23 protein-coding genes are annotated in these 21,140 nt (G+C 45.2%); 16 read left to right on the forward strand and 7 right to left on the reverse strand.

What is annotated here, in order from left to right:
- The first annotated feature begins 30 nt into the window (after window positions 1-30).
- The 4 genes from IKW96_RS11455 to serS all read left to right on the forward strand — a co-directional run bounded on the left by IKW96_RS11455 (window position 31) and on the right by serS (window position 4,004).
- On the forward strand, window positions 31-846 hold the full coding sequence (locus tag IKW96_RS11455; RefSeq protein ID WP_296574804.1) for a ParB/RepB/Spo0J family partition protein: 816 nt from the start codon (window positions 31-33) through the stop codon (window positions 844-846).
- A 156-nt stretch (window positions 847-1,002) separates the two neighbouring features.
- Window positions 1,003-1,830: a ParA family protein gene (locus IKW96_RS11460; protein ID WP_296574807.1), complete on the forward strand. Its 828-nt coding sequence runs from the start codon at window positions 1,003-1,005 to the stop codon at window positions 1,828-1,830.
- Window positions 1,831-1,847: 17 nt separating this feature from the next.
- Complete coding sequence (locus tag IKW96_RS11465) at window positions 1,848-2,699, forward strand: ParB/RepB/Spo0J family partition protein (RefSeq protein ID WP_296574810.1); 852 nt, start codon at window positions 1,848-1,850, stop codon at window positions 2,697-2,699.
- 12 nt (window positions 2,700-2,711) lie between these two features.
- Window positions 2,712-4,004 (forward strand): serine--tRNA ligase, encoded by a 1,293-nt coding sequence (gene serS, locus IKW96_RS11470; protein WP_296574815.1) that lies wholly within the window; start codon window positions 2,712-2,714, stop codon window positions 4,002-4,004.
- 167 nt (window positions 4,005-4,171) lie between these two features.
- On the opposite strand, the gene IKW96_RS11475 is transcribed toward serS, so the two are convergent.
- A complete protein-coding gene (locus IKW96_RS11475) occupies window positions 4,172-4,297 on the reverse strand; it encodes a DUF3789 domain-containing protein (RefSeq protein ID WP_367112959.1) in 126 nt (41 codons plus the stop codon).
- A 192-nt stretch (window positions 4,298-4,489) separates the two neighbouring features.
- Here IKW96_RS11475 and IKW96_RS11480 point away from each other — a divergent pair, with 192 nt between their 5' ends.
- From IKW96_RS11480 to IKW96_RS11510, 7 genes are all read left to right on the forward strand, one after another.
- Window positions 4,490-5,647, forward strand: a complete 1,158-nt coding sequence (locus IKW96_RS11480; RefSeq protein WP_296574821.1) for an FprA family A-type flavoprotein — start codon at window positions 4,490-4,492, stop codon at window positions 5,645-5,647.
- A gap of 43 nt (window positions 5,648-5,690) precedes the next feature.
- Entirely contained in the window at window positions 5,691-5,894 is a 204-nt protein-coding gene (locus tag IKW96_RS11485) for a ferredoxin-thioredoxin reductase catalytic domain-containing protein (RefSeq protein WP_296574823.1), read from the forward strand.
- A 2-nt stretch (window positions 5,895-5,896) separates the two neighbouring features.
- On the forward strand, window positions 5,897-6,343 hold the full coding sequence (locus IKW96_RS11490) for a GNAT family N-acetyltransferase (protein WP_296574826.1): 447 nt from the start codon (window positions 5,897-5,899) through the stop codon (window positions 6,341-6,343).
- Between the two features lie 17 nt (window positions 6,344-6,360).
- The gene (gene trxA, locus IKW96_RS11495; protein WP_296574828.1) at window positions 6,361-6,678 is read left to right on the forward strand and encodes a thioredoxin; all 318 of its coding nucleotides are present in this window, start codon (window positions 6,361-6,363) and stop codon (window positions 6,676-6,678) included.
- A gap of 216 nt (window positions 6,679-6,894) precedes the next feature.
- Window positions 6,895-7,392, forward strand: a complete 498-nt coding sequence (locus IKW96_RS11500) for a sigma-70 family RNA polymerase sigma factor (RefSeq protein WP_296574831.1) — start codon at window positions 6,895-6,897, stop codon at window positions 7,390-7,392.
- Entirely contained in the window at window positions 7,379-8,743 is a 1,365-nt protein-coding gene (locus IKW96_RS11505) for a hypothetical protein (RefSeq protein ID WP_296574834.1), read from the forward strand. Before IKW96_RS11500 ends, IKW96_RS11505 begins: the two co-directional genes overlap by 14 nt.
- A 120-nt stretch (window positions 8,744-8,863) precedes the next feature.
- Complete coding sequence (locus tag IKW96_RS11510) at window positions 8,864-9,610, forward strand: exodeoxyribonuclease III (protein WP_296574837.1); 747 nt, start codon at window positions 8,864-8,866, stop codon at window positions 9,608-9,610.
- A 90-nt stretch (window positions 9,611-9,700) separates the two neighbouring features.
- Here IKW96_RS11510 and IKW96_RS11515 read toward each other — a convergent pair whose 3' ends face one another.
- A complete protein-coding gene (locus IKW96_RS11515; protein ID WP_296574840.1) occupies window positions 9,701-10,498 on the reverse strand; it encodes a TIGR02452 family protein in 798 nt (265 codons plus the stop codon).
- Between the two features lie 4 nt (window positions 10,499-10,502).
- Window positions 10,503-11,606, reverse strand: coding sequence for a metallophosphoesterase (locus IKW96_RS11520; RefSeq protein ID WP_296574843.1), 1,104 nt, complete (start codon window positions 11,604-11,606; stop codon window positions 10,503-10,505).
- A 272-nt stretch (window positions 11,607-11,878) separates the two neighbouring features.
- On the opposite strand from IKW96_RS11520, the gene IKW96_RS11525 reads away from it, so the two are divergent.
- From IKW96_RS11525 to IKW96_RS11545, 5 genes are all read left to right on the forward strand, one after another.
- A complete protein-coding gene (locus tag IKW96_RS11525) occupies window positions 11,879-13,072 on the forward strand; it encodes a glycoside hydrolase family 5 protein (RefSeq protein ID WP_296574846.1) in 1,194 nt (397 codons plus the stop codon).
- Window positions 13,073-13,238: 166 nt separating this feature from the next.
- On the forward strand, window positions 13,239-13,706 hold the full coding sequence (locus tag IKW96_RS11530) for a DUF2975 domain-containing protein (RefSeq protein ID WP_296574849.1): 468 nt from the start codon (window positions 13,239-13,241) through the stop codon (window positions 13,704-13,706).
- 14 nt (window positions 13,707-13,720) lie between these two features.
- Window positions 13,721-13,927, forward strand: a complete 207-nt coding sequence (locus IKW96_RS11535; RefSeq protein WP_294750186.1) for a helix-turn-helix transcriptional regulator — start codon at window positions 13,721-13,723, stop codon at window positions 13,925-13,927.
- Between the two features lie 132 nt (window positions 13,928-14,059).
- Window positions 14,060-14,482, forward strand: a complete 423-nt coding sequence (locus IKW96_RS11540; protein ID WP_296574852.1) for a hypothetical protein — start codon at window positions 14,060-14,062, stop codon at window positions 14,480-14,482.
- Between the two features lie 67 nt (window positions 14,483-14,549).
- A complete protein-coding gene (locus IKW96_RS11545; RefSeq protein ID WP_296574868.1) occupies window positions 14,550-16,061 on the forward strand; it encodes a DUF4153 domain-containing protein in 1,512 nt (503 codons plus the stop codon).
- A gap of 60 nt (window positions 16,062-16,121) precedes the next feature.
- Here IKW96_RS11545 and IKW96_RS11550 read toward each other — a convergent pair whose 3' ends face one another.
- From IKW96_RS11550 to IKW96_RS11565, 4 genes are all read right to left on the reverse strand, one after another.
- On the reverse strand, window positions 16,122-17,876 hold the full coding sequence (locus IKW96_RS11550; protein ID WP_296574870.1) for a [Fe-Fe] hydrogenase large subunit C-terminal domain-containing protein: 1,755 nt from the start codon (window positions 17,874-17,876) through the stop codon (window positions 16,122-16,124).
- A 43-nt stretch (window positions 17,877-17,919) separates the two neighbouring features.
- Complete coding sequence (locus IKW96_RS11555; RefSeq protein WP_296574873.1) at window positions 17,920-19,008, reverse strand: plectin; 1,089 nt, start codon at window positions 19,006-19,008, stop codon at window positions 17,920-17,922.
- A gap of 198 nt (window positions 19,009-19,206) precedes the next feature.
- Window positions 19,207-19,785 carry a hypothetical protein gene (locus IKW96_RS11560; RefSeq protein ID WP_296574875.1) on the reverse strand — a complete coding sequence of 193 codons (579 nt, stop codon included), beginning with the start codon at window positions 19,783-19,785 and terminating at the stop codon, window positions 19,207-19,209.
- Between the two features lie 141 nt (window positions 19,786-19,926).
- Window positions 19,927-21,126 (reverse strand): GGDEF domain-containing protein, encoded by a 1,200-nt coding sequence (locus tag IKW96_RS11565; RefSeq protein ID WP_296574878.1) that lies wholly within the window; start codon window positions 21,124-21,126, stop codon window positions 19,927-19,929.
- Window positions 21,127-21,140: the final 14 nt, after the last annotated feature.

The following is a 21,140-nucleotide window of genomic DNA, read 5'->3' on the forward strand; positions in this document are numbered from 1 at the left end:
GATTTATAAATTTGATCGGAGGTCATAATAATGGCAGGATTTTTGAACTTTACCAAGGAGCGGCTCATAAATAGAGTCGTAGAAATATCAACAGACGACATAATTTCTAACCCAAATCAGCCTCGGTCGGACTTTTCGGACGATATATCACAGCTCGCGGAGTCCATTGCACAGAACGGAATTTTGCAGCCTATATCTGTACGAAAGAAGGGGTCGAAGTATGAACTGATCGCAGGTGAGCGAAGACTTCGTGCTGCGAAGCTATGCGGTTTCCCTGTTGTTCCGTGTATTGTACATGATGTGAGCGACCGTCATTCCGCTGTGCTTGCCCTTGTTGAGAATATCCAGCGTCAGGATCTGTCTTTTTTTGACGAAGCTTCTGCAATCGAGAAGCTCATAACCCTTTACGGCATGACTCAGGAGGACGCAGCTTCAAAGCTGGGACGCGCTCAGAGTACTATTGCAAACAAGCTGAGACTTTTAAGGCTTACCGAGAAGGAACGGACGCTTATCACGCAGTACGGACTGACTGAGCGCCATGCGAGAGCACTTCTCCGCCTTGGAAGTGCTGAGGACAGGCTGTTTATACTTGACAAAATAATAAAAAGCGACCTGAACGTGGAGCGCTCGGAAAAGCTTATCGACGAGTTCATTGGAAGTAAGAAGGACAAGGTAAGTTATAAGAAACGCTCGGTTGTGTTTCAGAATGTCAAGCTTTTTGTAAATACTATTAATAAAGCTATAGAAACTATGCAGGCGGCAGGTATTTCGGCTGACTCCAGAAAGATACAGAGCGAGGACTACATAGAATATCGCGTCAGGATTCCTATTCAGAAGAAGTCTTGATATAATTGTTTCACATGAAACATTTTTATGTTTCATGTGTTTTTTTGTTACAGAGTGTTTCACGTGAAACAAATTTCAAAAAAATCTCAGTTTCTTATTTACAATACGCTTCAAAAGTGCTATAATATTAGAAGTAAATCTTGAAAGGAAGATAATATGGGCAAGATAATAGCTGTTGCCAACCAGAAAGGTGGCGTAGGAAAAACAACAACCGTCATAAATATCGCAGCATATCTCGGTTCACGCGGATTCAATGTCCTTTGTGTGGACGTGGACCCTCAGGGTAATACCACAACGGGCTTCGGTATTAAAAAGAAGTCAGTGACCGTTTCAGCTTACGATGTTATAACGGGCAAGGCTCGGGCACAGGAAGCTGTACATACAACTGAGTTTGAGAATGTCTCAATTATACCTGCAACGGAAAATCTTGCAGGCTGTGAGATAGAGCTTGTGGAGTTTGAAAACAGGGTCAACAGACTGAAAATGCAGCTTCTCACCTGTAAGGAAGAATTTGATTACATTTTCATCGACTGTCCGCCTGCACTTGGAACAATTACTATCAACGGTTTTGTTGCCTGCGACAGTATCATCGTGCCTATGCTTGCAGAGTTCTATGCACTCGAGGGACTTTCTCAGCTGGTGAATACTATAAAAATAGTTAAAAATAATTATAATCCGGCGCTGGAAATAGAGGGAATCCTCTTTACCATGTTTGACGGAAGGCTCAATCTTGCAAACGATGTTGTTTCTGAGGTGGAGAAGTACTTCCCGGACAAGGTCTTCAAGACAAGGATACCGAGAAATGTCCGTATTTCCGAAGCTCCCAGCCACGGAAAGCCGGTAATGTACTATGACAAGGGCTCAAAGGGCGCAGAGTCATACGAGCTTGTCTGCCATGAGATTCTTGGCGAGCCGCTGGAGCTCCCTGCAAAGAAAAAGATCTTTTCTTTCAAAAAAACAAAGAAAGGAAAACGTTCGTCTTGACGAATGAGGTTTGAACTATGGCAAAAGGTGGTTTAGGCGTAGGTCTTGACGCGCTTTTCATTGACAACGCCAATGAGGTACAGGTGAAAAAGACGCTGCGTACTGCTGAATTAGAGCCTAACCGCGATCAGCCCCGTAAGGCGTTCAGCGACGAGGCAATAACAGCTCTTGCTGACTCTATCCGCGAGCACGGTATGCTCCAGCCGATACTTGTACGTCCGATAAGCTCGGGCGGCTATCAGATAGTTGCAGGCGAAAGAAGATGGCGGGCTGCAAGAATGGCAGGCCTTGATGAAGTACCTGTTACGATCCGCGAGCTCAGTGACCTGGAAACGATGCAGATCGCGATTATTGAGAACCTGCAGCGTGAAAATCTTAACCCTATCGAAGAAGCCGCAGGCTATAACGATCTTATTGAGAAATTCGGCATGACACAGGAAAAAGTCGCAAAAATGGTGGGACGTTCCCGTTCCGCAGTTGCAAATGCCGTGAGAATACTCTCACTTCCCGACAGAGTGCTTAAAATGGTGGAGAACGGCGAGCTTTCCGCAGGTCATGCAAGGGCATTGCTCGGATTTGAGGACGAGGAAATGCTTATCGCTACAGCTCTAAGGGCTGCCGACGGAGGACTGACCGTTCGTCAGGTTGAAAAGGCTGCTCAGAAATCCGCAGAGCATACGGAAGAAGCTGCTGCAAAGACAAACAGAAAAATTGATAATTATTTTAAGGAAATGGAGCTTTCTCTTAACGAGCGACTCGGCAGAAAGGTCAAGGTCGACTACGGTAAGAACAAGGGCGCTCTGATCCTTGAATTTTATGATAAAAACGACCTCGCAGCACTGGCTGAAAAGCTTGCAAAAGAGGACTAAGGAGAATATATTATGATAGATATCAAGCTTATAAGAACCAACCCGGAAATGGTAAAGGAAAACATCAGGAAGAAATTCCAGGACGACAAGCTCGAACTCGTTGACAAGGTAATAGAGCTTGACAAGCAGTACAGAGAGACCAAGCTTGCCTGCGATAACCTCAGAAATACACGTAACGTAAAGAGCAAAGAGATCGGCGGACTTATGAAGAACGGTCAGAAGGACGAGGCTGAAAAGATAAAGGCTGAGGTCTCTGCAATGGGCAGGGAGCTCGAGGAAAAGGAGCAGCTCGAGGTAAAGCTCGAAGCTGATATCCGCGAGATAATGCTGGTCATCCCGAATATCATCGACGAGACCGTTCCGATAGGAAAGGACGATACAGAGAACGTCGAGGTAGAGCGTTTCGGCGAGCCTGCTGTTCCTGCATTTGAAGTTCCTTACCACGTTGATATCATGGAAAAGTTAAACGGTATCGACATCGACAGCGCACGTAAGACAAGCGGAAACGGCTTCTATTATCTCTGCGGAGATATCGCACAGCTCCAGAGCTGCATACTCTCTTACGCAAGAGACTTCATGATAGACAAGGGCTTCACATATTACATTCCTCCATTCATGATAAGAAGCAACGTTGTTACAGGCGTTATGAGCTTCGCAGAAATGGAAGGCATGATGTACAAGATCGAGGGCGAGGATCTCTACCTTATCGGTACTTCCGAGCACTCTATGATAGGCAAGTTCATTGATACTATCGTTCCCGAGGAGGAGCTTCCAAAGACTCTCACAAGCTATTCTCCATGCTTCCGTAAGGAGGTAGGTGCTCACGGTATCGAGGAGCGCGGCGTTTACCGTATCCACCAGTTTGAAAAGCAGGAAATGGTCGTTGTATGTAAGCCCGAGGAGTCTATGGACTGGTTCCATAAGCTCTACAGCTATACAGTTGAGTTCTTCCGCACACTTGATATACCTGTACGTACTCTTGAATGCTGCTCGGGAGACCTTGCAGACCTTAAAGTCAAGTCTATCGACGTTGAGGCATGGTCGCCCCGTCAGAAGAAGTACTTCGAGGTGGGAAGCTGTTCAAATCTCGGCGACGCACAGGCAAGACGTCTTGGTATCAGAGTAAAGGCTGAGGACGGCAGCAAATACTTTGCACATACACTTAACAATACAGTTGTTGCTCCTCCGAGAATGCTCATCGCATTCCTCGAGAACAACCTCAACGAGGACGGCTCTATCCGCATTCCAAAGGCTCTCCAGCCATATATGCGCAAGGACATCATAAAGGTTCCTGAGAAGAAGTAATCAGTTAGGGCGGCTTTTGCCGCCCTTTTTGTACAATGTAGGGGCGGATATTATCCGCCCGTTAAATATATATGAAAAAACAGGTGGGCGATGTTTACATTACCCACCTGCATTTTTTTTGATTTGCGGACGCCAATTTGGCGTCCCTAAAGGCTAACAGCTAAAGGCTAATGGATGTTTATATGCTCGTCGCCCCACTTTGCCGCTGTACAGAGACACATTGTTATTACACCAATAGTCCCGCCGAACATTGTACCTAATATAAAACTTACCATTTTATCACTCGCTTTCATTTTGTCCTGAATATATTATGCGCTTTTTACGGCTGCATAATCATCGGAAAGCGTGAATATTTTTGTGTAATATAAGACATAATAAAAGAAATATCTTTAAATTTGTTGCAAATGCCACTTTTCACGGCTCTGTATTTATGGTATAATTATCCCATAGCGCATAAGCGTAAATAATGAAAAGAGGTAATTACCATGAATAAAATAACAAATGACATTTACTACATCGGAGTCAACGATCATCAGGTCGACCTCTTTGAGGGACAGTATGATGTGCCTAATGGTATGGCATATAACTCATATATTATAGTTGATGAAAAAACAGCTGTTTTTGACACTGTTGACGGAAATTTCACAGACGAGTGGCTCGGTAATATCTCGGAAGTGCTTGGGGACAAGGCTCCCGATTATATCATCGTTCAGCATATGGAGCCCGACCATTCCGCAAATCTTGCAAACTTCCTCAAAAAGTACCCTGATACGGCAGTTGTTGGCAACGCAAAGACTTTCGGCATGATAGACAGTTTCTTCGATGGTCTTGCTATAGCAAACAAGCTGGAAGTCAAGGAGGGAGAGAAGCTTTCTCTCGGAAAGCATGAGCTTTCATTCGTATTCGCTGCTATGGTACACTGGCCTGAGGTAATGTTCACTTACGACAGCACAGACAAGGTGCTCTTCTCAGCAGACGCTTTCGGAAAGTTCGGAGCTCTCGACGTTGAGGAGGACTGGGCTTGCGAAGCTCGCCGCTATTACTTCGGTATCGTCGGAAAGTACGGCGTACAGGTACAGGCTGTACTGAAAAAGGCAGGAGCTCTTGATATTCAGACTATCTGCCCTCTCCACGGACCTGTTCTCAAGGAGAACCTCGGATACTATCTCGGACTTTACAATACATGGTCAAGCTATGGTGTTGAGTCTGAGGGTATATTCATCGCTTACACATCGGTTTACGGCAATACAAAGAAGGCTGCCGAGCTCCTCAAGGAGAAGCTTGAAGCAAAGGGCTGCCCGAAGGTAGCTATCGCCGACCTTGCAAGAGAGGATATGGCTGAGTCTGTGGAGGACGCATTCCGCTACGGAAAGCTTATTATCGCTACGACAACATATAATGCCGATATCTTCCCGTTCATGAAGCACTTCATTCTCGACCTTACCGAGAGAAACTATCAGAACCGTACTATCGGTATCATCGAAAACGGAAGCTGGGCTCCTCTCGCTGCAAAGACCGTAAAGGCAATGTTCGAGAAGTCCAAGAACATCACATGGACAGATACAACCGTATCTATCAAATCAGCTTTAAAGCCTGCAAATATCGCTCAGATAGAGGCTCTTGCAGACGAGCTTATGAAATAAAGAATACAGCTTGTCTGTATGAAAAATAAAGGAGGGACTGATTATGAAAGTAACACTCAATCCCGACAAAGAAGTAGTTGACAGAATAAAAGAGGGACTTAAACTGAAGGACGGCTACTGTCCGTGCAGACTGGCAAAAACTCCCGAAAACAAGTGTATGTGCAAGGAGTTCCGCGACCAGATAGCAGACCCGGAATTTGAGGGCTTCTGTCACTGTATGCTCTATTACAAATCACTGGAAGACTAAATATGCTGACCATAAGTAAGGTATATAAGGACACTCCGCTTGCTCAGGAGCTCCTGCAATTCGTTGAGGAATGCTCATGGCATGAGGTTAAGGAGCACATCGCTGATATGCTAAGGTCGTGGGAGTTCACAGAATGGGAGTGTATGCTTGCCGCGATTCAGGACGGAAAAATAGTTGGTATGGCTTCCATAATGAAAACGGACTATTACCCTCTGCCCGATATATATCCGTGGATATCCTGCATCTTCGTCACGGAGAGCGCAAGGGGACAACGTATCAGCGGACAGCTCATAGACTTCGCTAACGGATACGTGAGGGAGCTTGGATTTAAAAAGACTTACATTCCCACGGAATATACAGGACTTTATGAGCATTACGGATATGAATATATCCATGACATAATCAATTACGGCGGCGGAACCGACCGCCTTTACGCAAAGGAACTTTAATAAACAGGAGGTAAAATATGAGAGAAGTAGTTATCACAAAGGAAAACTTCCAGAGAGAAGTCCTGAACTATAAGGACACGCCCATTCTTCTTGATTTCTGGGCAATGTGGTGCGGACCCTGCATGGCTCTCGGACCTGTTATCGAGCAGATAGCGGACGAATACGCAGGCAGGATAAAGGTCGGCAAGGTAAATGTTGACGAGCAGCCCGAGCTTGCGGCAGCTTTCAGAGTTGAGAATATCCCCATGCTCGCGGTAGTAAAGGACGGTATCCCTGTCAAGATAGCTGAGGGACTTCGTCCAAAGCAGGATATACTGGATATGCTGGAACTTTAATAATAATTGCAGAGAACGCCGAGGGCGGCGTTACGAAAAGCTCACTGAAAAACAGTGGGCTTTTTAGTTTGTAGGTGGCTTTCCGAGCGTCCGCAGATAATTTTCGGGCGAGCGGAACTCGCCTATACAAATTTTTTCCTTTTTAATGCACGAAAATGCTCCTCAGGATTGTTTATATTTATGAAGCGACGCTTCCGACAGAAAGGAGGAATTGCCATGAATGACAGTTCGGCGCTGTATGCGTTTAATAAGTTCGGCGACACTGTTCTGCGGGCTGCCTTTGCCATGACAGGAAGCTATTCCGAGGCAGAGGACATCACTCAGGAGATATTTCTCTCCCTCCATGCAAAGCCGCAGAGATTTGAGTCCGATGAACATCTGAAAGCATGGCTGCTCCGTTCAGCCATAAACCGCTGCAAAAACTACAGAAAAAGCGCACGTATACTCAGGAATACCGCTCTTGACGAGAAGACCGCAAATACTCTCAGCTGCGAGTTTACTCCGAAAGACAGCGAGATACGCGACAGGATAGCAAAGCTCCCCGAGAAATATTCATCGGTGATATTCCTTTATTATTATGAGGAGTACACCATAAAGGAGATAGCTTCGCTCATCGGAAAGAATGAGAATACGGTCAGCTCGCTTTTGCAGCGCGGAAGAAAGAAACTGAAAACAGAGCTTGAAGAGGAGGGTTTCATTTATGAAACGAGATGAATATAACAATTTTCTCCGCAAAGTGAAGTGCAGCGACGATTTTCGCAGCCGTATGCAGGAAAAGCTCTCAGCTCCCACTATAGAGGTGCATGAGTATGAGGAAAGCGTAAGCGGTACGGACGTTATCACTTCAAGGCATAACTGGGGCAGGATAGCAGCAATGGCAGCGGCTTTCGCCCTTGTCTGCGGAGCTGTGGGCGGCGGAGCTTATCAGCTTGCGCGCTATAACTTCAAAACAGAAGAAAGTACAAATATAAATACAGACGAGAAAGCTTCGGTTTACAGCAAGCTGAAAGCTAATAAGGACAGCTATAATGCTGAAATAAAATTATGGGAAGACCTCAGCGGCGATATATACAGCAAATCTGATATCGACAAGGATAAGATCTTTGAGTATCTTGACCATTTTGATATGTCAAAAGGAATAGAAGCTGATGATTTTACATCTACTTTGAGAGGCATAAAGATATTTTTCAATGGCACAGACAGCAAGGCAAAAGGCGTTACCTATAGCTTTGAACTGTTCGACAACGGTGAACTGAGACTGACCGAAAAAGTAAAAAGTGAGGAGCGTGTTTCTTACCATAGCTACATTGACGGTCAAAGAGTCTTTAACGACATTTTGTATATGCTCGTAGATGATGAAGAAGCTATTGCAGAGTTTGAAAAGGTTACAAACAAGGAGCTTGAAAACGAGATAAGCAACGGCTTCAAGAACAATCCATATGACAAAGCGTACTATTATATAGCAGACGAAAACAGGCAGGAAGAATATACTCTTACAGGCAGAGAAGATCTTGCTTATGAGCTCATGGATTTTGAATGGGAAAGAGCTTCTATAAGAAGCGGCGATGTAAACAGCTATTCTATTGGTTTTGTTGTAGCAGAGGACGGCTATATGCAGTTTGGTATCGGAAGAACTTACAAGCTGAAAAACGACAGTGACCTTGAAGCTTACAACGCTGTTCTGAAAAAGTATCTTATCAAAAAGGAATTCGGAGAAGCTGTTTCTGAGGAAGATATACGGAATGCCTTTAAGGATATGCCTGAGGATAAAGCGCAGTTTTTCGATGAATCAGAGTTTAAAAACACTTTCTATAAATATAATGAAAGTGATTTTGAAAACTTTAAGGAAAAGCTTTCTTCTCTTGAATGGGAGACCTGTTCAAAAGTTGAGCACAGTATGACTGATTTAACAGTTAAGGATTGTCTCATCGACTGTGAGGGAGTTATCATTCCTGCAAACAGGTCAAATTTATGCTACAAGCTGAAAAATGAAAGCGACAAGGCAGAGTTCAGGAGCATATTTGACGAGTTCATGGACGGTTTTGAGGAAACAGAGAGCGAATAAGCCGGATTTGAAAGGAATAGTAACAATAGAAAGTTGCATTTTTAGATATTCTATGATATAATGTTATAAAGTCTCCGCAGTTGTCAGGACTGCGGAGAGATTTTTTTCGGAGGTATAACAATGAAGCTCATTTCATGGAACGTAAACGGCTTTCGCGCTTGTCTGCAAAAGGGCTTTGAGGACTTCTTCAAGGCTGCGGACGCTGATATATTCTGCCTGCAGGAAACAAAAATGCAGCCCGATCAGGCGGACTTCACGCCCGAAGGCTACCACATATATTTTCACAGCGCCATAAAGAAGGGCTACTCGGGAACGGCTGTTTTCAGCAAAACAGAGCCGGTCTCAGTTAATTACGGTATAAACGGTACTCATCTCGACGAGGGAAGAGTAATTACCTGCGAGTATGAGGACTTTTACTTCGTGTGCTGCTATGTTCCCAACGCTCAGGACGGTCTCAAGCGTATCGACTACCGCATGGAGTTCGAGGACGATATGAGAGCGTATCTCTCGGAGCTCGACAAGAAAAAGCCCGTTATCTACTGCGGCGACCTCAATGTTGCTCATGAGGAGATAGACCTGAAAAATCCCAAAACAAACCGCGGCAACGCAGGCTTTTCCGACGAGGAGCGCGGCAAGTTCACGGAGCTTCTCGGTGCAGGATTTGCGGACACTTTCCGCAGGCTCTATCCCGATACCGTTACGTATTCGTGGTGGTCGTACCGCTTCAGAGCCCGCGAGAAGAACGCAGGCTGGCGTATAGACTATTTCGTGGTCTCAGAGCGCCTTATGGAGCGCGTGGTGAACTCTGAGATACTTACAGATGTAATGGGCAGCGACCACTGTCCTGTGATGCTGACGATAAAATAAAGAAACGGGTACACATATGTGTACCCGTTTTGTGTGTATAATAATTCTCTAAAACCGTGCAGGAGATGATGCATACACCGCCCTTACAAATTAACTGCCAAAAGTTTTTTTGAAGCTGAGATAATTCCGTCCGTCTGATTTGCCATAGACTGCAAAGCAGACATTATCGAAAAGCTTTCCGAAGCCTTCGTCCATAAGGACTTTCCTGAAATATTCCGATACTTCATCGGGTTTATTGCCGAAGGCTCCGCAGCCCCAGGCGCCGAGAACGAGGTTTTTATGGCCGTTTTCCGCAGCTATCGCAAGCATTATGCGTATGCGTCTTGTCATTGTTTCCGCTGTCTTTTTACCCGAAGCAAGCAGTGCTGCTCCGCGTTTGTTTGGCGCGGGAACAGTTATCACAGCCGCCGTAAAAGTCTCATCGAGCAGCTCGCAGTGATGATCGCGGAAGACGCATACATCAGGAGAATAGAGCATATAATCGGACTCTACGGAGCTGAGATGAGTGTTATTGAAGCGGTACATCTCCTTTGCTGCGTCGGAGGTTATTGAGGCGTAAAGAGTGCTGCACCTGCACAGAGCTTCCTCCTGAGCGTTTGCTCCGAGTCTGAAGCCGCCGCCTGCTTTGTGGGCGTTGGCGAAATTCATGACGAAAGGCTTCTCAAAGCGGCTCGCAGCGGTAAAGGAATCCTCGGTAGTAACGGTCAACTCACACATTTTACCGTCGGGAATTACCGTGTTTTTGAGCAGCTCTGCGCCTTTTTCGGGAGAATATACAATAACTGCCGTAAAGTCGTTTTTTGGCAGCTCCATGCGCTTTCCGTCTTTTTCGTAGAAACCGTCAGCGGTTATTTTTATAGTCTCGTTTGCAATTGCGATATTATTCATATTTTCACTCCCTGCCCTTGATATTGATAATATTGTACTCGGATACAGTTCCCGTCTTGAAAGGGATAGCCCAGCCCGAAATGCCCGAAGTCACGATGAAATCCGTATTGCTGCGTTTTGTGTGACCATAAACGAAGTCATTGGCGCCTATCCACAGACCCACATAGCCTGATGGCCATATATGACCGCCGTGAGTGTGTCCCGAGTAGACAAGGTCAACATTCGCTGCGGCTTCGTTGTTGTAGTCGTTGGGCTGGTGGTCGAGTACAAGTGTGTACACAGATGAAGGTATATCCTTTGTGAGTTCGCTTACAGCCTTCCGTGACTCGTCATGCTTGTCCTTTCTGCCTATTATTGCGAAATTGTCCGTAACCATTACAGCTTCGTCCTCGAGGACTGTAACATTGTTCTTTTCGAGCTCAGAATATAGCTCTTCTATGGTGAAATCGCGGCTGTCAGGCATATAGCCCTTGTCGTGATTGCCGCTTACGAAGTAAACACCGTAGGTAGTATGCAGCTTTCCGAGCGCCTCGCAGGCTTTGACCATATCGCTGCGTTTGGAGTCGTCGTCTGCGAAATCTCCCGCAATAACGACAATATCGGGATCTTCTGCCTGTATCCGCTCAATTTGCCGTGCCATGCCGTCACCGTCGAGAGTTATGCCGATATGAGAGTCTGCAAAGCCGGCTACTTTTATACTTCCGCCGTCTATGGTTTTATCGGTAGTTACCGAATAGGGCGTAACTATGATATTATGAGCGTTGTACCAGCCTATGCACAGATATACCGCCGTAAACAGCAGTACGCATACTCCCTCGGTGTTGCGGCGGCGTTCTTTTTTTGCGGCTTTCCGCACGATAAATGCGAAAAGGTCGGCAATGAGCCAGAATATTATAAGATGAAGTATCACAACGATAACGCTGTAGAAGTTTATGAAGCCGAGGCAGGCTATCCCGCCAAGCGGCAGTATGCTTGCAAGCCATGAGAGAAGCCTGTGTTTCCCGCCCAGCTTTTCGATGAAGCTGAATCGGTGAAACCGCGTGATAAGATAGACAGTGCCGCCTACGGACATTAAAAGCAGTATTGCAAAAAGTAAAATCCAGTTCATATATTTCCCCCTGATATATTTTTGATACTTATATAGAGGTATCAAAGATATGGCTGTGTATCATATCAGATTGTTATTTCATGTCTTGTAATTACTATAACAGTTTTGTGTTGCAATGTCAAGCTATGGGGAAAAAAACAGCTTCTTTGTTGCAAATAATCTTCTTTGCTTTATATATGGTTGAAATATGGGGATTTATGTGATATAATATGTGTAAGATTTTACGGTAGGATATTGTTTTTTGGTCAGAAATAAAATAGGGGGAACTCCCAATGGAAAGAACAAAAGGAAAATTCATCATATCAGCCAATGAAATAGCGGAAAAAATGGGCGCAGGCTGGAATTACGGAAATACACTCGAGGCGAATTTCGGCGGAACTCCCGACGAAACGGTATGGGGAAACCCGAAGGCTTCGCAGGAGATGGTGGACGCAGTTGCAGAGGCAGGCTTTGATACAGTCAGGATACCCATTTCCTATCTCAGTATGATAGATGACAGCAACGGCTTTAAAATAAACGATGCATGGCTCGAAAGGATAGCAGAGGTCGTGGATTACTGCTATAACAGGGGAATGTTCGTTATTATAAATATGCACGGCGACGGCTACCATACTATAAACGGCGGCTGGCTTCTCTGCGACAGCGAGGATCAGGACTACGTTAAAGCTAAGTTTGCCGCTGTATGGAAACAGGTCGCTCTCCGTTTCGCAGACCACGACGAGCACCTTATTTTCGAGTGCATGAACGAAGTATTCGACGGGGTATATCATGACCCTGTTCCCGAATACTATGAGAATATAAACGATTACGATCAGATATTCGTTGATACCGTCAGGAGCGCAGGGGGCTGCAATACTCACCGCTGGCTGCTGGTTGCGGGCTGGAATACGGATATAAAGTATACCTGCGGCAATTACGGCTTCAGGTTCCCCGAGGACAGGGGCAATACCGCGGACGAGGGCAGACTTATGCTTTCGGTACACTGTTATGACCCGTGGGAGTACTGCGGCGACGATGTGAAAAAGATATTCCTCTGGGGACAGAAGGGTCAGGAGATAATCGAAATGACCAATATCGACCCCATTTACGACGCAGACTGGGGCGAGGAGGAGCACATAAAGGCTCAGCTCTCGATGCTCAAGGAAAGGTATGTGGATAAGGGCATACCTGTAGTAATAGGCGAGTTCGGCTGTATCGACAAGACCCTCGAGCACTCCGAGCTTCCCGACAGGATAGCCGAGAACCGCGCTTATTACGACGGCTTTCTGGCAGGAACTGCGGCTCAGAACGGAATAACTCCCGTGTACTGGGACAACGGCTACAACGGACCAAACGGCTTCGGACTTTTTGACCGCCGCAAGCTCACACAGACTCAGCCCGAGCTTATCGAGGCTATAGTATGCGGCGTGAAGAACAAGGACCCCATGTCGGGCAGAAGCGCATATATCGACAGATACACAGGCTGACGAAAAAAGCTGTAAAGATAAAATCTTTACAGCTTTTTTTTATAAAATCTCCGGCTGTTTGAAAAACAGAAAAAAATTATTGAAAAACGATAATTTTCTATTGACAAATGATATTTTATGTGTTATACTATAGTCACAGTAAAACAATACAAAGGAGAGCGGACTTATGTGGAACAAGGATAAATCACTTATTCTTTCGCGTATTCTTACTATTGCAGCGGCTATTGCAGCCATAATAGTTGCGGTCTTTATACCTGCCATATCGGAATGGTACCAGTTTGAAATGGCTGCCGAGGCGAACAGCGTTTTTGACAGGAGCACCATGTTCATTCCCATGTGCGTTACTCTGTACGTGTGCGACGCACTTGCTCTTGCGGCGCTGTGGAACCTGCATATGCTTCTCAGGAATATCAGCAGGGACGAGGTGTTCATACAGAAAAATACCAATTGCCTGCGTCGGATATCATGGATATGTATGGGAGTAGGCGTGATGATGATGATTTTCGGACTGTGGAGCTCGATATTCATATTCTTCGGAATGTGCGCGCTGATGTTCGGACTTATCATGCGCGTTCTGAAAAACGTATTTGAAAAGGCAGTAGAAATAAAGTCGGAAAACGACTTTACAATATAATGGAGGTGTTTTCCATGCCGATTATAGTAAATCTTGACGTTATGATGGCAAAGCGGAAGATGTCCTCGCAGGATCTTGCAGAAAAGGTGGGCATTACTACCGCTAATCTTTCGATACTGAAAACAGGCAAGGCAAAGGCGGTGCGCTTTTCGACCCTTGAAAGGATATGCGACGAGCTGGACTGCCAGCCGGGAGATATACTGGAATATCAGAGAGAATAAACGAATGCATGGGGTAAACCATGATACAGGGGTATGATATACAGGGGAGCAGAAATGCTCCCCCACCAACCGGAGCAAATGCAATACTTACTATACACATATTTATAGTAAGTTAATCAAAGGCGGTGCTTAATGGATACAGAACTTAAAAAAGTGCTGAGAAATTCCGTTTTAGAGCTTGTACTTCTGCTTTCTCTGCCATTTATAATATTTAGAATAGGAGCTGTCTATGATTACTTTGACAAGCATTATACGCATTTTAATGCTGAAAGAACTGCAATCATGGAGCATATATTCGATATAAACGTTGATGATAATGTTAAACTGAAACGATATTCAGATGACAGTATACTAATTGCGATAGATCAGAGACTTGAGCTGGAAACAGATGATTATGAGAGGTTCATTGCAGAAAATGTAAATGCCGCTCTGAAGTCTGATGAAAGACGTGGAGACAGTGAAATAATTTATAAGTATGTAAATTCCCGCACAGATATGAAGATAACTGAGCTTGAAAAAGGAGGCTATCTGATAGTATTACATCATTGGGAGTGAAAAACGTTACTGACAGTGCCGTATCCATTTAAAATTGCTTTTATAAAATTAAAAAGGAGTAAACGTCATGAATAACAATATTTATAACGGAACACAGGCTCATTATATACCGCAGCCTGTGGCAAAGGTAAAGGAAAAGCCCGAATACTCAAAGGCTGAGGTCGTTCTTTCGGTGTTTGCGATAATTGCCGCGTTCGCTTTCGTGAGATATGTCCTGTACTATGTTATGGGGTTCTTCACTACGGGAGTTTTTATTGCCATTATTACCGCGGCAATAGTCTACATGAAGAAAAAAGGCTGCAAATTCTCGGCTTTCAATAAGATAAATGCAGCTGTACTCTATATTTTCAGCTTTGTATTCTCGATAACAGCAAACAACTTCATCAAGGACCTTAATGCTATATTCCTTTTCGGCGCAGGAGCTTACCTTGTGTACTCTGCTTCGGCAGGAAACAAGGATATCGAGCGCTATCTGCCGTTTGCTGTATGCAAGGCGATATTCGAGTACCCGTTCTCACATTTCGGCAAGCAGGCAGCTATAACTCAGGACCGCCTTTCAAAGTCAAAGGCAGGCTCAAATGTTAAGTACATAATAATAGGCCTGCTTATCACTATCCCTGTCACAGCTGTAGTTGCATCGCTTCTTATGTCCGCAGATGACGGGCTGGAGGAAATGCTCACGGATATGTTTTACAGGATATTCAGCGATGAGATATGGGAGATCATTTTGCAGCTTTGTTTAGCTGTTCCATGTTCGATGTATCTTTTCGGAATGCTTTACGCGAATACTCACCGCGACAAGATTCGTCCGCTTGAAGAGCAGAACTGCATAAAGACTCTTTTCAGTATGCGTTTTATAAGCAACCTTGTAATGTATACAGCCGTAACTCCCCTCTGCATACTTTATGTGATGTTTTTCTTCTCACAGGCGAGCTACTTCCTGTCCGCGTTCAGCGGCGAGCTACCTAACGGCTTTACCTATGCTGACTACGCAAGAAAGGGATTCTTCGAGCTCTTTGCAGTTGCAGTGATAAACCTTCTTGTACTCTGCTTCATCAGTCTCTTTTCCAAGAAAGCAGGCAAGGAAAAGCCTTTTGCCCTCAAGCTTTACAGCGTTGTGCTCAGCATTTTCACTCTTATCCTCATTGCAACAGCTATGAGCAAAATGGTAATGTACATCGACAATTACGGTCTTACTGAGCTCAGAGTGTATACAAGCTGGTTCATGGTGCTTCTTGCGCTGATATTCGTGCTTGTTATCATAAAGCAGTTCCGTTATGATATGAAGTTCACAAAGCATCTTGCAGTTATTTTCACACTTTTGTTTGCGGTCCTCTGCTTTTCACGCCCCGAAGCTCTTATTGCCAAGTACAACATAGAGATGTACAGGTCGGGACATCTTGAAGAGCTGGATACAGACGCGATACTAAGAATGTCCGACGACGGACTCCTTGCAGCCTTCAACGAGGATGCCATAACCGTTGAAGAGGTCAACAGGAATAAGAAAAGGATATATGAGCCTTACTGCTACAGAAAGTACAACCTTTCAGCCATGATACTTGACAGCAAGACAGAATGACCGAAAATATATTGCAGAAACCCCGCGTCCGATACCGGACGCGGGGCAATTTCGTTATTATTACTTCTTTTCCTCGGGGTTCTTTTCCTCAGCGGGCTTTTTTACGCCTGTAACGTCGGAAATATCAACCTTTTCGGTCTGCTCAGCCTTAACGAGTACATTATTGATATCGCCGACAAGGGAAATGATATCGTTTATGGACTTGTTGATAGTCTCTGAGCTCTCGTTTGTGATAGTTACGTTATCATCAAGAGCGCTGAACGCATTGATGGTAGTTTCAAGGATAGATGTGAGCTGTGAAACGCTGTCAGCGTCCATTGTGGAGTTATCGTTACAGAACGAAACGACATTCTCAAGGAGGTCCTTAACTACAGCAGCTCTTTCGCTGGTAGCAGCTGTGGACTCGCCGATATTCTCCATATTCTCGGTGATATTTGAAACATTGCTCTTGAGCTTTTCGGAAAGAGCAAGAACTTCCTCGGTGATCTCGGCAAGCTGTTCATTCTGTCTGTTGAGGGCAGAGTGTCTTGCGATGAGGACTGATTTAGCGTGTACGATACAGTTATCGGGAGTATTGAGACCTCTGTAGATAGCCGTAGCCATATCACGGCAGGTATTGTATCCGCAGGCATGGCAGTCATAGCTGCGGTCCTCTTCTGTATGCATACCCATTTTCTCGAAGATAGGCACAAGCTGTGCCACATTCGGAACAGGTGTGGGCATTGACGGCTTGTAGTTTCTGAGGAAGTCAGCAACACGGAGCTCATCGTCGAACTTCTTGAAGAGCTTGTCGTCGCCTCGTCCCATGATACCTGTTGACTTGCGGCGGCTCTTTGCCTCTGTTTCGATAGCTCTTGAAGTAGCCATTACATCGAAAACAGTCTGCTTTGTACCCGAAGCGGGTCCGATGTTACATCCGAATTCACATGAGAGCACGTCGAATACCTTCGGGTGCTTGGATTCGGGCATTCTTCCGTACATATCTATTTCTCCGAAAACCTTGTGTACGCCCTCGGAATTTGTGATATTGACATCCGGATCCTGCATCCAGATATTGTCTCTCAGTCCGCCGGGACGTGAGTATATGGAGCCGAGCTGTCCCTGCATATCGTCGAATTTGTACTCAAAATTCTCGGAAGTGTCTATCGGGATGATGATATCGTTTCTCTCGAAGTATTCGAGAAGCTTCTTGATAGTAACGTTATACTTTACGAGACCCGTATCCTTTGCCTCATAAGCCTCGGCGATACATGGAGAAATAACAGCTATGGGGTTATTTCTGCGGAGATACTTCTCTATGTATATAGCGCTGCACGCAATAGGGCTGTGTATAGGCGAAAGGTTCTGGAGCAGCTTGGGCTGGTATGTTTCGATATACTTAACTATGGCAGGACACTGCTGTGTGATTATATTGCCGATCTTGTCCTGATCGATAGTTCTTGCGTGAGCCCATGTGCAGATATCAGCACCGAGGGATACGTCGAATATAGTACATCCCTGTTTCTTGAACCAGTCGAGAACGCCCTTCCACTTTGTGGGGAGAATGGTCTTGATAGCAGGAGAAGCCATAATGATGATCTTTTCCTTGAGGAGGTCGGTGATACATTCGTCAGTATCGTCGATATAATCTCTTGCACCGTGGTTGCACTTCTTAACGCATTCGCCGCAGGCGATACACTTGGAAGGGTTTACCATAGTGATAAAGCGGCCGTCCTCCAGCTGCTTGGTCATATTGGCTTCGGGTGCGGGACATTCTCTTACACAAGCGTTACATCCCACGCATTTTTCAGGTTTTACAATGATCAATTCACTCATAATTATAAAAACTCCTTATGGCATTTAAGAAACTTATTCTGCTTTATTTCTTTCCGATAGAATTAGCCTTTGCTGCAAGAGCGGCAAGGTCTATCTTACCTTTCTTTTCGCCGCCTTCATTTTTTGCGTCGCTCTTTTTCTGTTCGCTGTCGTTTTCGTCTTTTTTCTCGTCGTCCCTGTCGTTTTCGTCCTTCTTCTCGTCGTCCTTCTTAGCGCCTATGGATTCAGCCATCTGCTTGAGCTTGTCGAGCTCTTCCTGCTGCTTGCGCTTTTCGTCGTCATTTTTCATTTTCTCAGAGAGCAGTGTAGGTCTCTCGGGGATCTCGGGCTCGAAGACCTCGGGCTGCTTGAATACAGGGACTCCGCCCTCCTTGATAGTAGCCTCCGTTTTGTTGAGGCACTCGTCTGCTTCGATAAGGCGGCTTATACCGTCTTTGCGGAAGCCCTCGAGGGAATCTCTTACCAGACCCATATGTCTCTTCAGCGTATTGACGTTCTCGAGGATAGAAGCCCTGAGATTATTTGAAGCAACGTTCATTTCCTCAGCCTTGTTCTTTGCCTCGGCGATCTTTTCGGCAGCTTCTCTTTCAGCCTCGAATATTATCTGTTCTGCTTCCGTATTTGCTTCCGAAACTATACTTTCGGCGAGCTTCTTTGTTTTGAACTCTATTTCCGCAGCCTTTGATTTGGCTGTACCTTCCAACATGGAAGATGACTTCTGAGCTTCGATGAACACGTTGCTGAGAGCCATAGCCTCGTCCTGAGCCATAAGAGCAGCACATTTTGACTCGGCGTTCTTGAGCTTGTCATTGACCCCTGCAATTTCTTCCTTGAGCTTCTTTATCTCTTCCTGGAGATTAGTGTTTTCGTCTTCTGTTGCTTTCAGCTTGAGGCTTAGAGTATTGTTCTGAACCTGGATCTGCGTGAGCTTTGCGCGTTCTTCCGAAAGAACCGATTCCAGAGCTTTTTCGGGATCTGTTCCCTTTTTGTAAGCTTCCAGCTGAAGCTTGGTCACTCTCAGCTCGTTCCTGAGATCATGCACCTGTTCGTTGAGATATTCAAATCTTCTTATAACGGCTTCCTTGTCATAGCCGCCGAAAGTCACGGTTTTGATAAATCTTGGTTCAGCCATCTTTATATCCTCCTTATAAACAACCGACCGCGGTCAGCGGTCACCCGATCAAGACAAAATAAATGTTTTTATCGTGTACTGATACATAATTATTATACACCATAAATGGAATATAGTCAATAAAAAAACTGCACAAAAAACAGGGCGATTTTATGTAAATCACCCAATCTTATCGTGCAGTATCGACATTTACAATAATTACCAGTCATTTTCGCTGTCTTTGATGAGCTTTTTTACTTCCTCGTTCTCATAAAGCCCGAGATCGAAGAGGCGGTCAGCCTGTTTGCTGGTAATTTTTCCCTGATCTGTGAATACGAATTGTCCGTGGTGCTGTTCGGTGCCGTTCCAGGAGTCTATTACCTGTAACCAGCCCTGTCTGTCGAGCTCTGTTTCGGGATATTTTGAATCGGGATAGAACTTCTCAACGATCATTTTTGCACATTTGCTGTGATTTGTGAACGCGCAGGAGTAGGTATCGCCGTCGGGGGATATCCAGCCGAGCTTGAAATCGGGGGAATTCTTGTCGAACATCTCCTCAAGGGAGAGGGGCTGTTCCTTATCTGACTCGATTATACGCAGAAAACCGTAATCGTTCTCTCTGAAATGGTAGTAGCCGCCGCGTCCGTCAAAGACTACGGGGAGCTGTTCTTCGGAGATTATGTCCTCAAAGCCTGTGCCTTCGAGGGCTTCGGGAGTATCGACGTAGAGATAGCAGTAGGAGCCTGTTGAGGACTTGTAGACTGCATATTTCTTTTTCTTCTTCTTTGCTCTCTTCACTCCGGAACACCTACCTTTCATATAACATAGGTATATTTTATCACAGTTTCTACGTAATGTCAATTATTATCTTTATTTTTCTGCAATTTGCCATAAAAACAAGCGGCTGTCAGTGTTGACAGCCGCCATATTTTTACAATATTACATATTCATAACATTGTTGATCATGTTTCCGCCGTTCATCTTAGCATTTCTCATAGCTGTATCGAGTTTAACAAGCAGTGAGTTTACGTTGAGGCAGTCGCCGGGGAGGTAGTGGTATACCGCACCTGAGCAAGGAAGCTGAACGTTGAGGTTCAGTACCTCGTAAGGACTGCTCATTACGCGCTGGATGTTCTGAGCGATGCCTGATGCCTGGCTCTCGGAGATATTCTTGTTGAATACGAAGCAGAATTCGTTACCTGTGATGTTGTAGATTTCTGCAACATCGCCGAACTCTTCCTTGAGCTTTTCAGCAACAGCAGCAAGGTACTCGTCACCGAAGTCATAACCGTAGGTATCGTTGATACTTCTGAAGTTATCCATATCGAATACTGCGATCTGGAATCTTCCTGATTCGAGTCTTTCGCTGATATCGTTATCGAGAGCGTAACGGTTCTTCATACCTGTAAGAACGTTTGTTACAGCGAGGTCGCTTGCCTTCTGACGTGTATTCTTGAGCTTAGCGTCAACCTCGGCAAGACGCAACTCACGCTCTTCGAGTTCTGCTCTTGCCTTCTTGGCTCTGCGTGCGAAGAGCCAGATAGCGAGCTCGGAGAGGATAGCGATGAGCGCCATAAGTCCCATAAGGATATAAGCTCTCATAGCGTTTCTTCTGAGGAGCTTCTGAGTTTCTGCATTAACGATGCTTATAGTAGCTGTAAGCATCTGTGCAGCCGTTATTTGCAGAGGGTAAAGGTCCTGTTTAAGTGTTTCAGTCATTGTTGCTTCGTCGCCGCTTTCGAGCTGGTTGGTACCGAGGGACTCAAGTCTTGTTCTGAAAGTAGCGATCATAGACTTAGCATAGTTATATCTGGTCATGACCGACTCAGGCAGGTCAAGGCTTTCAAACAGTTTCTCGTTTGCTTCGATATTTGCGTAGATACGCTCTGTATCGGCAACTATTTCAAGGGGGTTATCATAAAGGTTGGCAGCAAGACCAACAGAGTTTGTACTTACCTTCTGTAGCTCACCGTTGATACTGTTTATAGCACGGTTAGCTGTTGAAGTCATGTTGTTAAGATCCATATTGTTGCTGTAGATGTTCCAAACGAGGATAGTATCCAGAACATAGATTATCGCAACGAGGATCGCAGCAAATACATATCCGCTCGAGGCGCCTTTCTTCTTATTCTTTGCCATATATCCGCACCTCC

The sequence above is a fragment of the Ruminococcus sp. genome, from assembly GCF_017549005.1.
GTDB lineage: Bacteria > Bacillota > Clostridia > Oscillospirales > Ruminococcaceae > Ruminococcus.

Excerpts from the sequence above, each read along its gene's own strand:
- IKW96_RS11455 (WP_296574804.1), top strand. The coding sequence starts at position 31 with ATGGCAGGATTTTTGAACTTTACCAAGGAGCGGCTCATAAATAGAGTC.
- IKW96_RS11460 (WP_296574807.1), top strand. The coding sequence starts at position 1,003 with ATGGGCAAGATAATAGCTGTTGCCAACCAGAAAGGTGGCGTAGGAAAA.
- IKW96_RS11465 (WP_296574810.1), top strand. The coding sequence starts at position 1,848 with ATGGCAAAAGGTGGTTTAGGCGTAGGTCTTGACGCGCTTTTCATTGAC.
- serS (WP_296574815.1), top strand. The coding sequence starts at position 2,712 with ATGATAGATATCAAGCTTATAAGAACCAACCCGGAAATGGTAAAGGAA.
- IKW96_RS11475 (WP_367112959.1), bottom strand. The coding sequence starts at position 4,297 with ATGAAAGCGAGTGATAAAATGGTAAGTTTTATATTAGGTACAATGTTC.
- IKW96_RS11480 (WP_296574821.1), top strand. The coding sequence starts at position 4,490 with ATGAATAAAATAACAAATGACATTTACTACATCGGAGTCAACGATCAT.
- IKW96_RS11485 (WP_296574823.1), top strand. The coding sequence starts at position 5,691 with ATGAAAGTAACACTCAATCCCGACAAAGAAGTAGTTGACAGAATAAAA.
- IKW96_RS11490 (WP_296574826.1), top strand. The coding sequence starts at position 5,897 with ATGCTGACCATAAGTAAGGTATATAAGGACACTCCGCTTGCTCAGGAG.
- trxA (WP_296574828.1), top strand. The coding sequence starts at position 6,361 with ATGAGAGAAGTAGTTATCACAAAGGAAAACTTCCAGAGAGAAGTCCTG.
- IKW96_RS11500 (WP_296574831.1), top strand. The coding sequence starts at position 6,895 with ATGAATGACAGTTCGGCGCTGTATGCGTTTAATAAGTTCGGCGACACT.
- IKW96_RS11505 (WP_296574834.1), top strand. The coding sequence starts at position 7,379 with ATGAAACGAGATGAATATAACAATTTTCTCCGCAAAGTGAAGTGCAGC.
- IKW96_RS11510 (WP_296574837.1), top strand. The coding sequence starts at position 8,864 with ATGAAGCTCATTTCATGGAACGTAAACGGCTTTCGCGCTTGTCTGCAA.
- IKW96_RS11515 (WP_296574840.1), bottom strand. The coding sequence starts at position 10,498 with ATGAATAATATCGCAATTGCAAACGAGACTATAAAAATAACCGCTGAC.
- IKW96_RS11520 (WP_296574843.1), bottom strand. The coding sequence starts at position 11,606 with ATGAACTGGATTTTACTTTTTGCAATACTGCTTTTAATGTCCGTAGGC.
- IKW96_RS11525 (WP_296574846.1), top strand. The coding sequence starts at position 11,879 with ATGGAAAGAACAAAAGGAAAATTCATCATATCAGCCAATGAAATAGCG.
- IKW96_RS11530 (WP_296574849.1), top strand. The coding sequence starts at position 13,239 with ATGTGGAACAAGGATAAATCACTTATTCTTTCGCGTATTCTTACTATT.
- IKW96_RS11535 (WP_294750186.1), top strand. The coding sequence starts at position 13,721 with ATGCCGATTATAGTAAATCTTGACGTTATGATGGCAAAGCGGAAGATG.
- IKW96_RS11540 (WP_296574852.1), top strand. The coding sequence starts at position 14,060 with ATGGATACAGAACTTAAAAAAGTGCTGAGAAATTCCGTTTTAGAGCTT.
- IKW96_RS11545 (WP_296574868.1), top strand. The coding sequence starts at position 14,550 with ATGAATAACAATATTTATAACGGAACACAGGCTCATTATATACCGCAG.
- IKW96_RS11550 (WP_296574870.1), bottom strand. The coding sequence starts at position 17,876 with ATGAGTGAATTGATCATTGTAAAACCTGAAAAATGCGTGGGATGTAAC.
- IKW96_RS11555 (WP_296574873.1), bottom strand. The coding sequence starts at position 19,008 with ATGGCTGAACCAAGATTTATCAAAACCGTGACTTTCGGCGGCTATGAC.
- IKW96_RS11565 (WP_296574878.1), bottom strand. The coding sequence starts at position 21,126 with ATGGCAAAGAATAAGAAGAAAGGCGCCTCGAGCGGATATGTATTTGCT.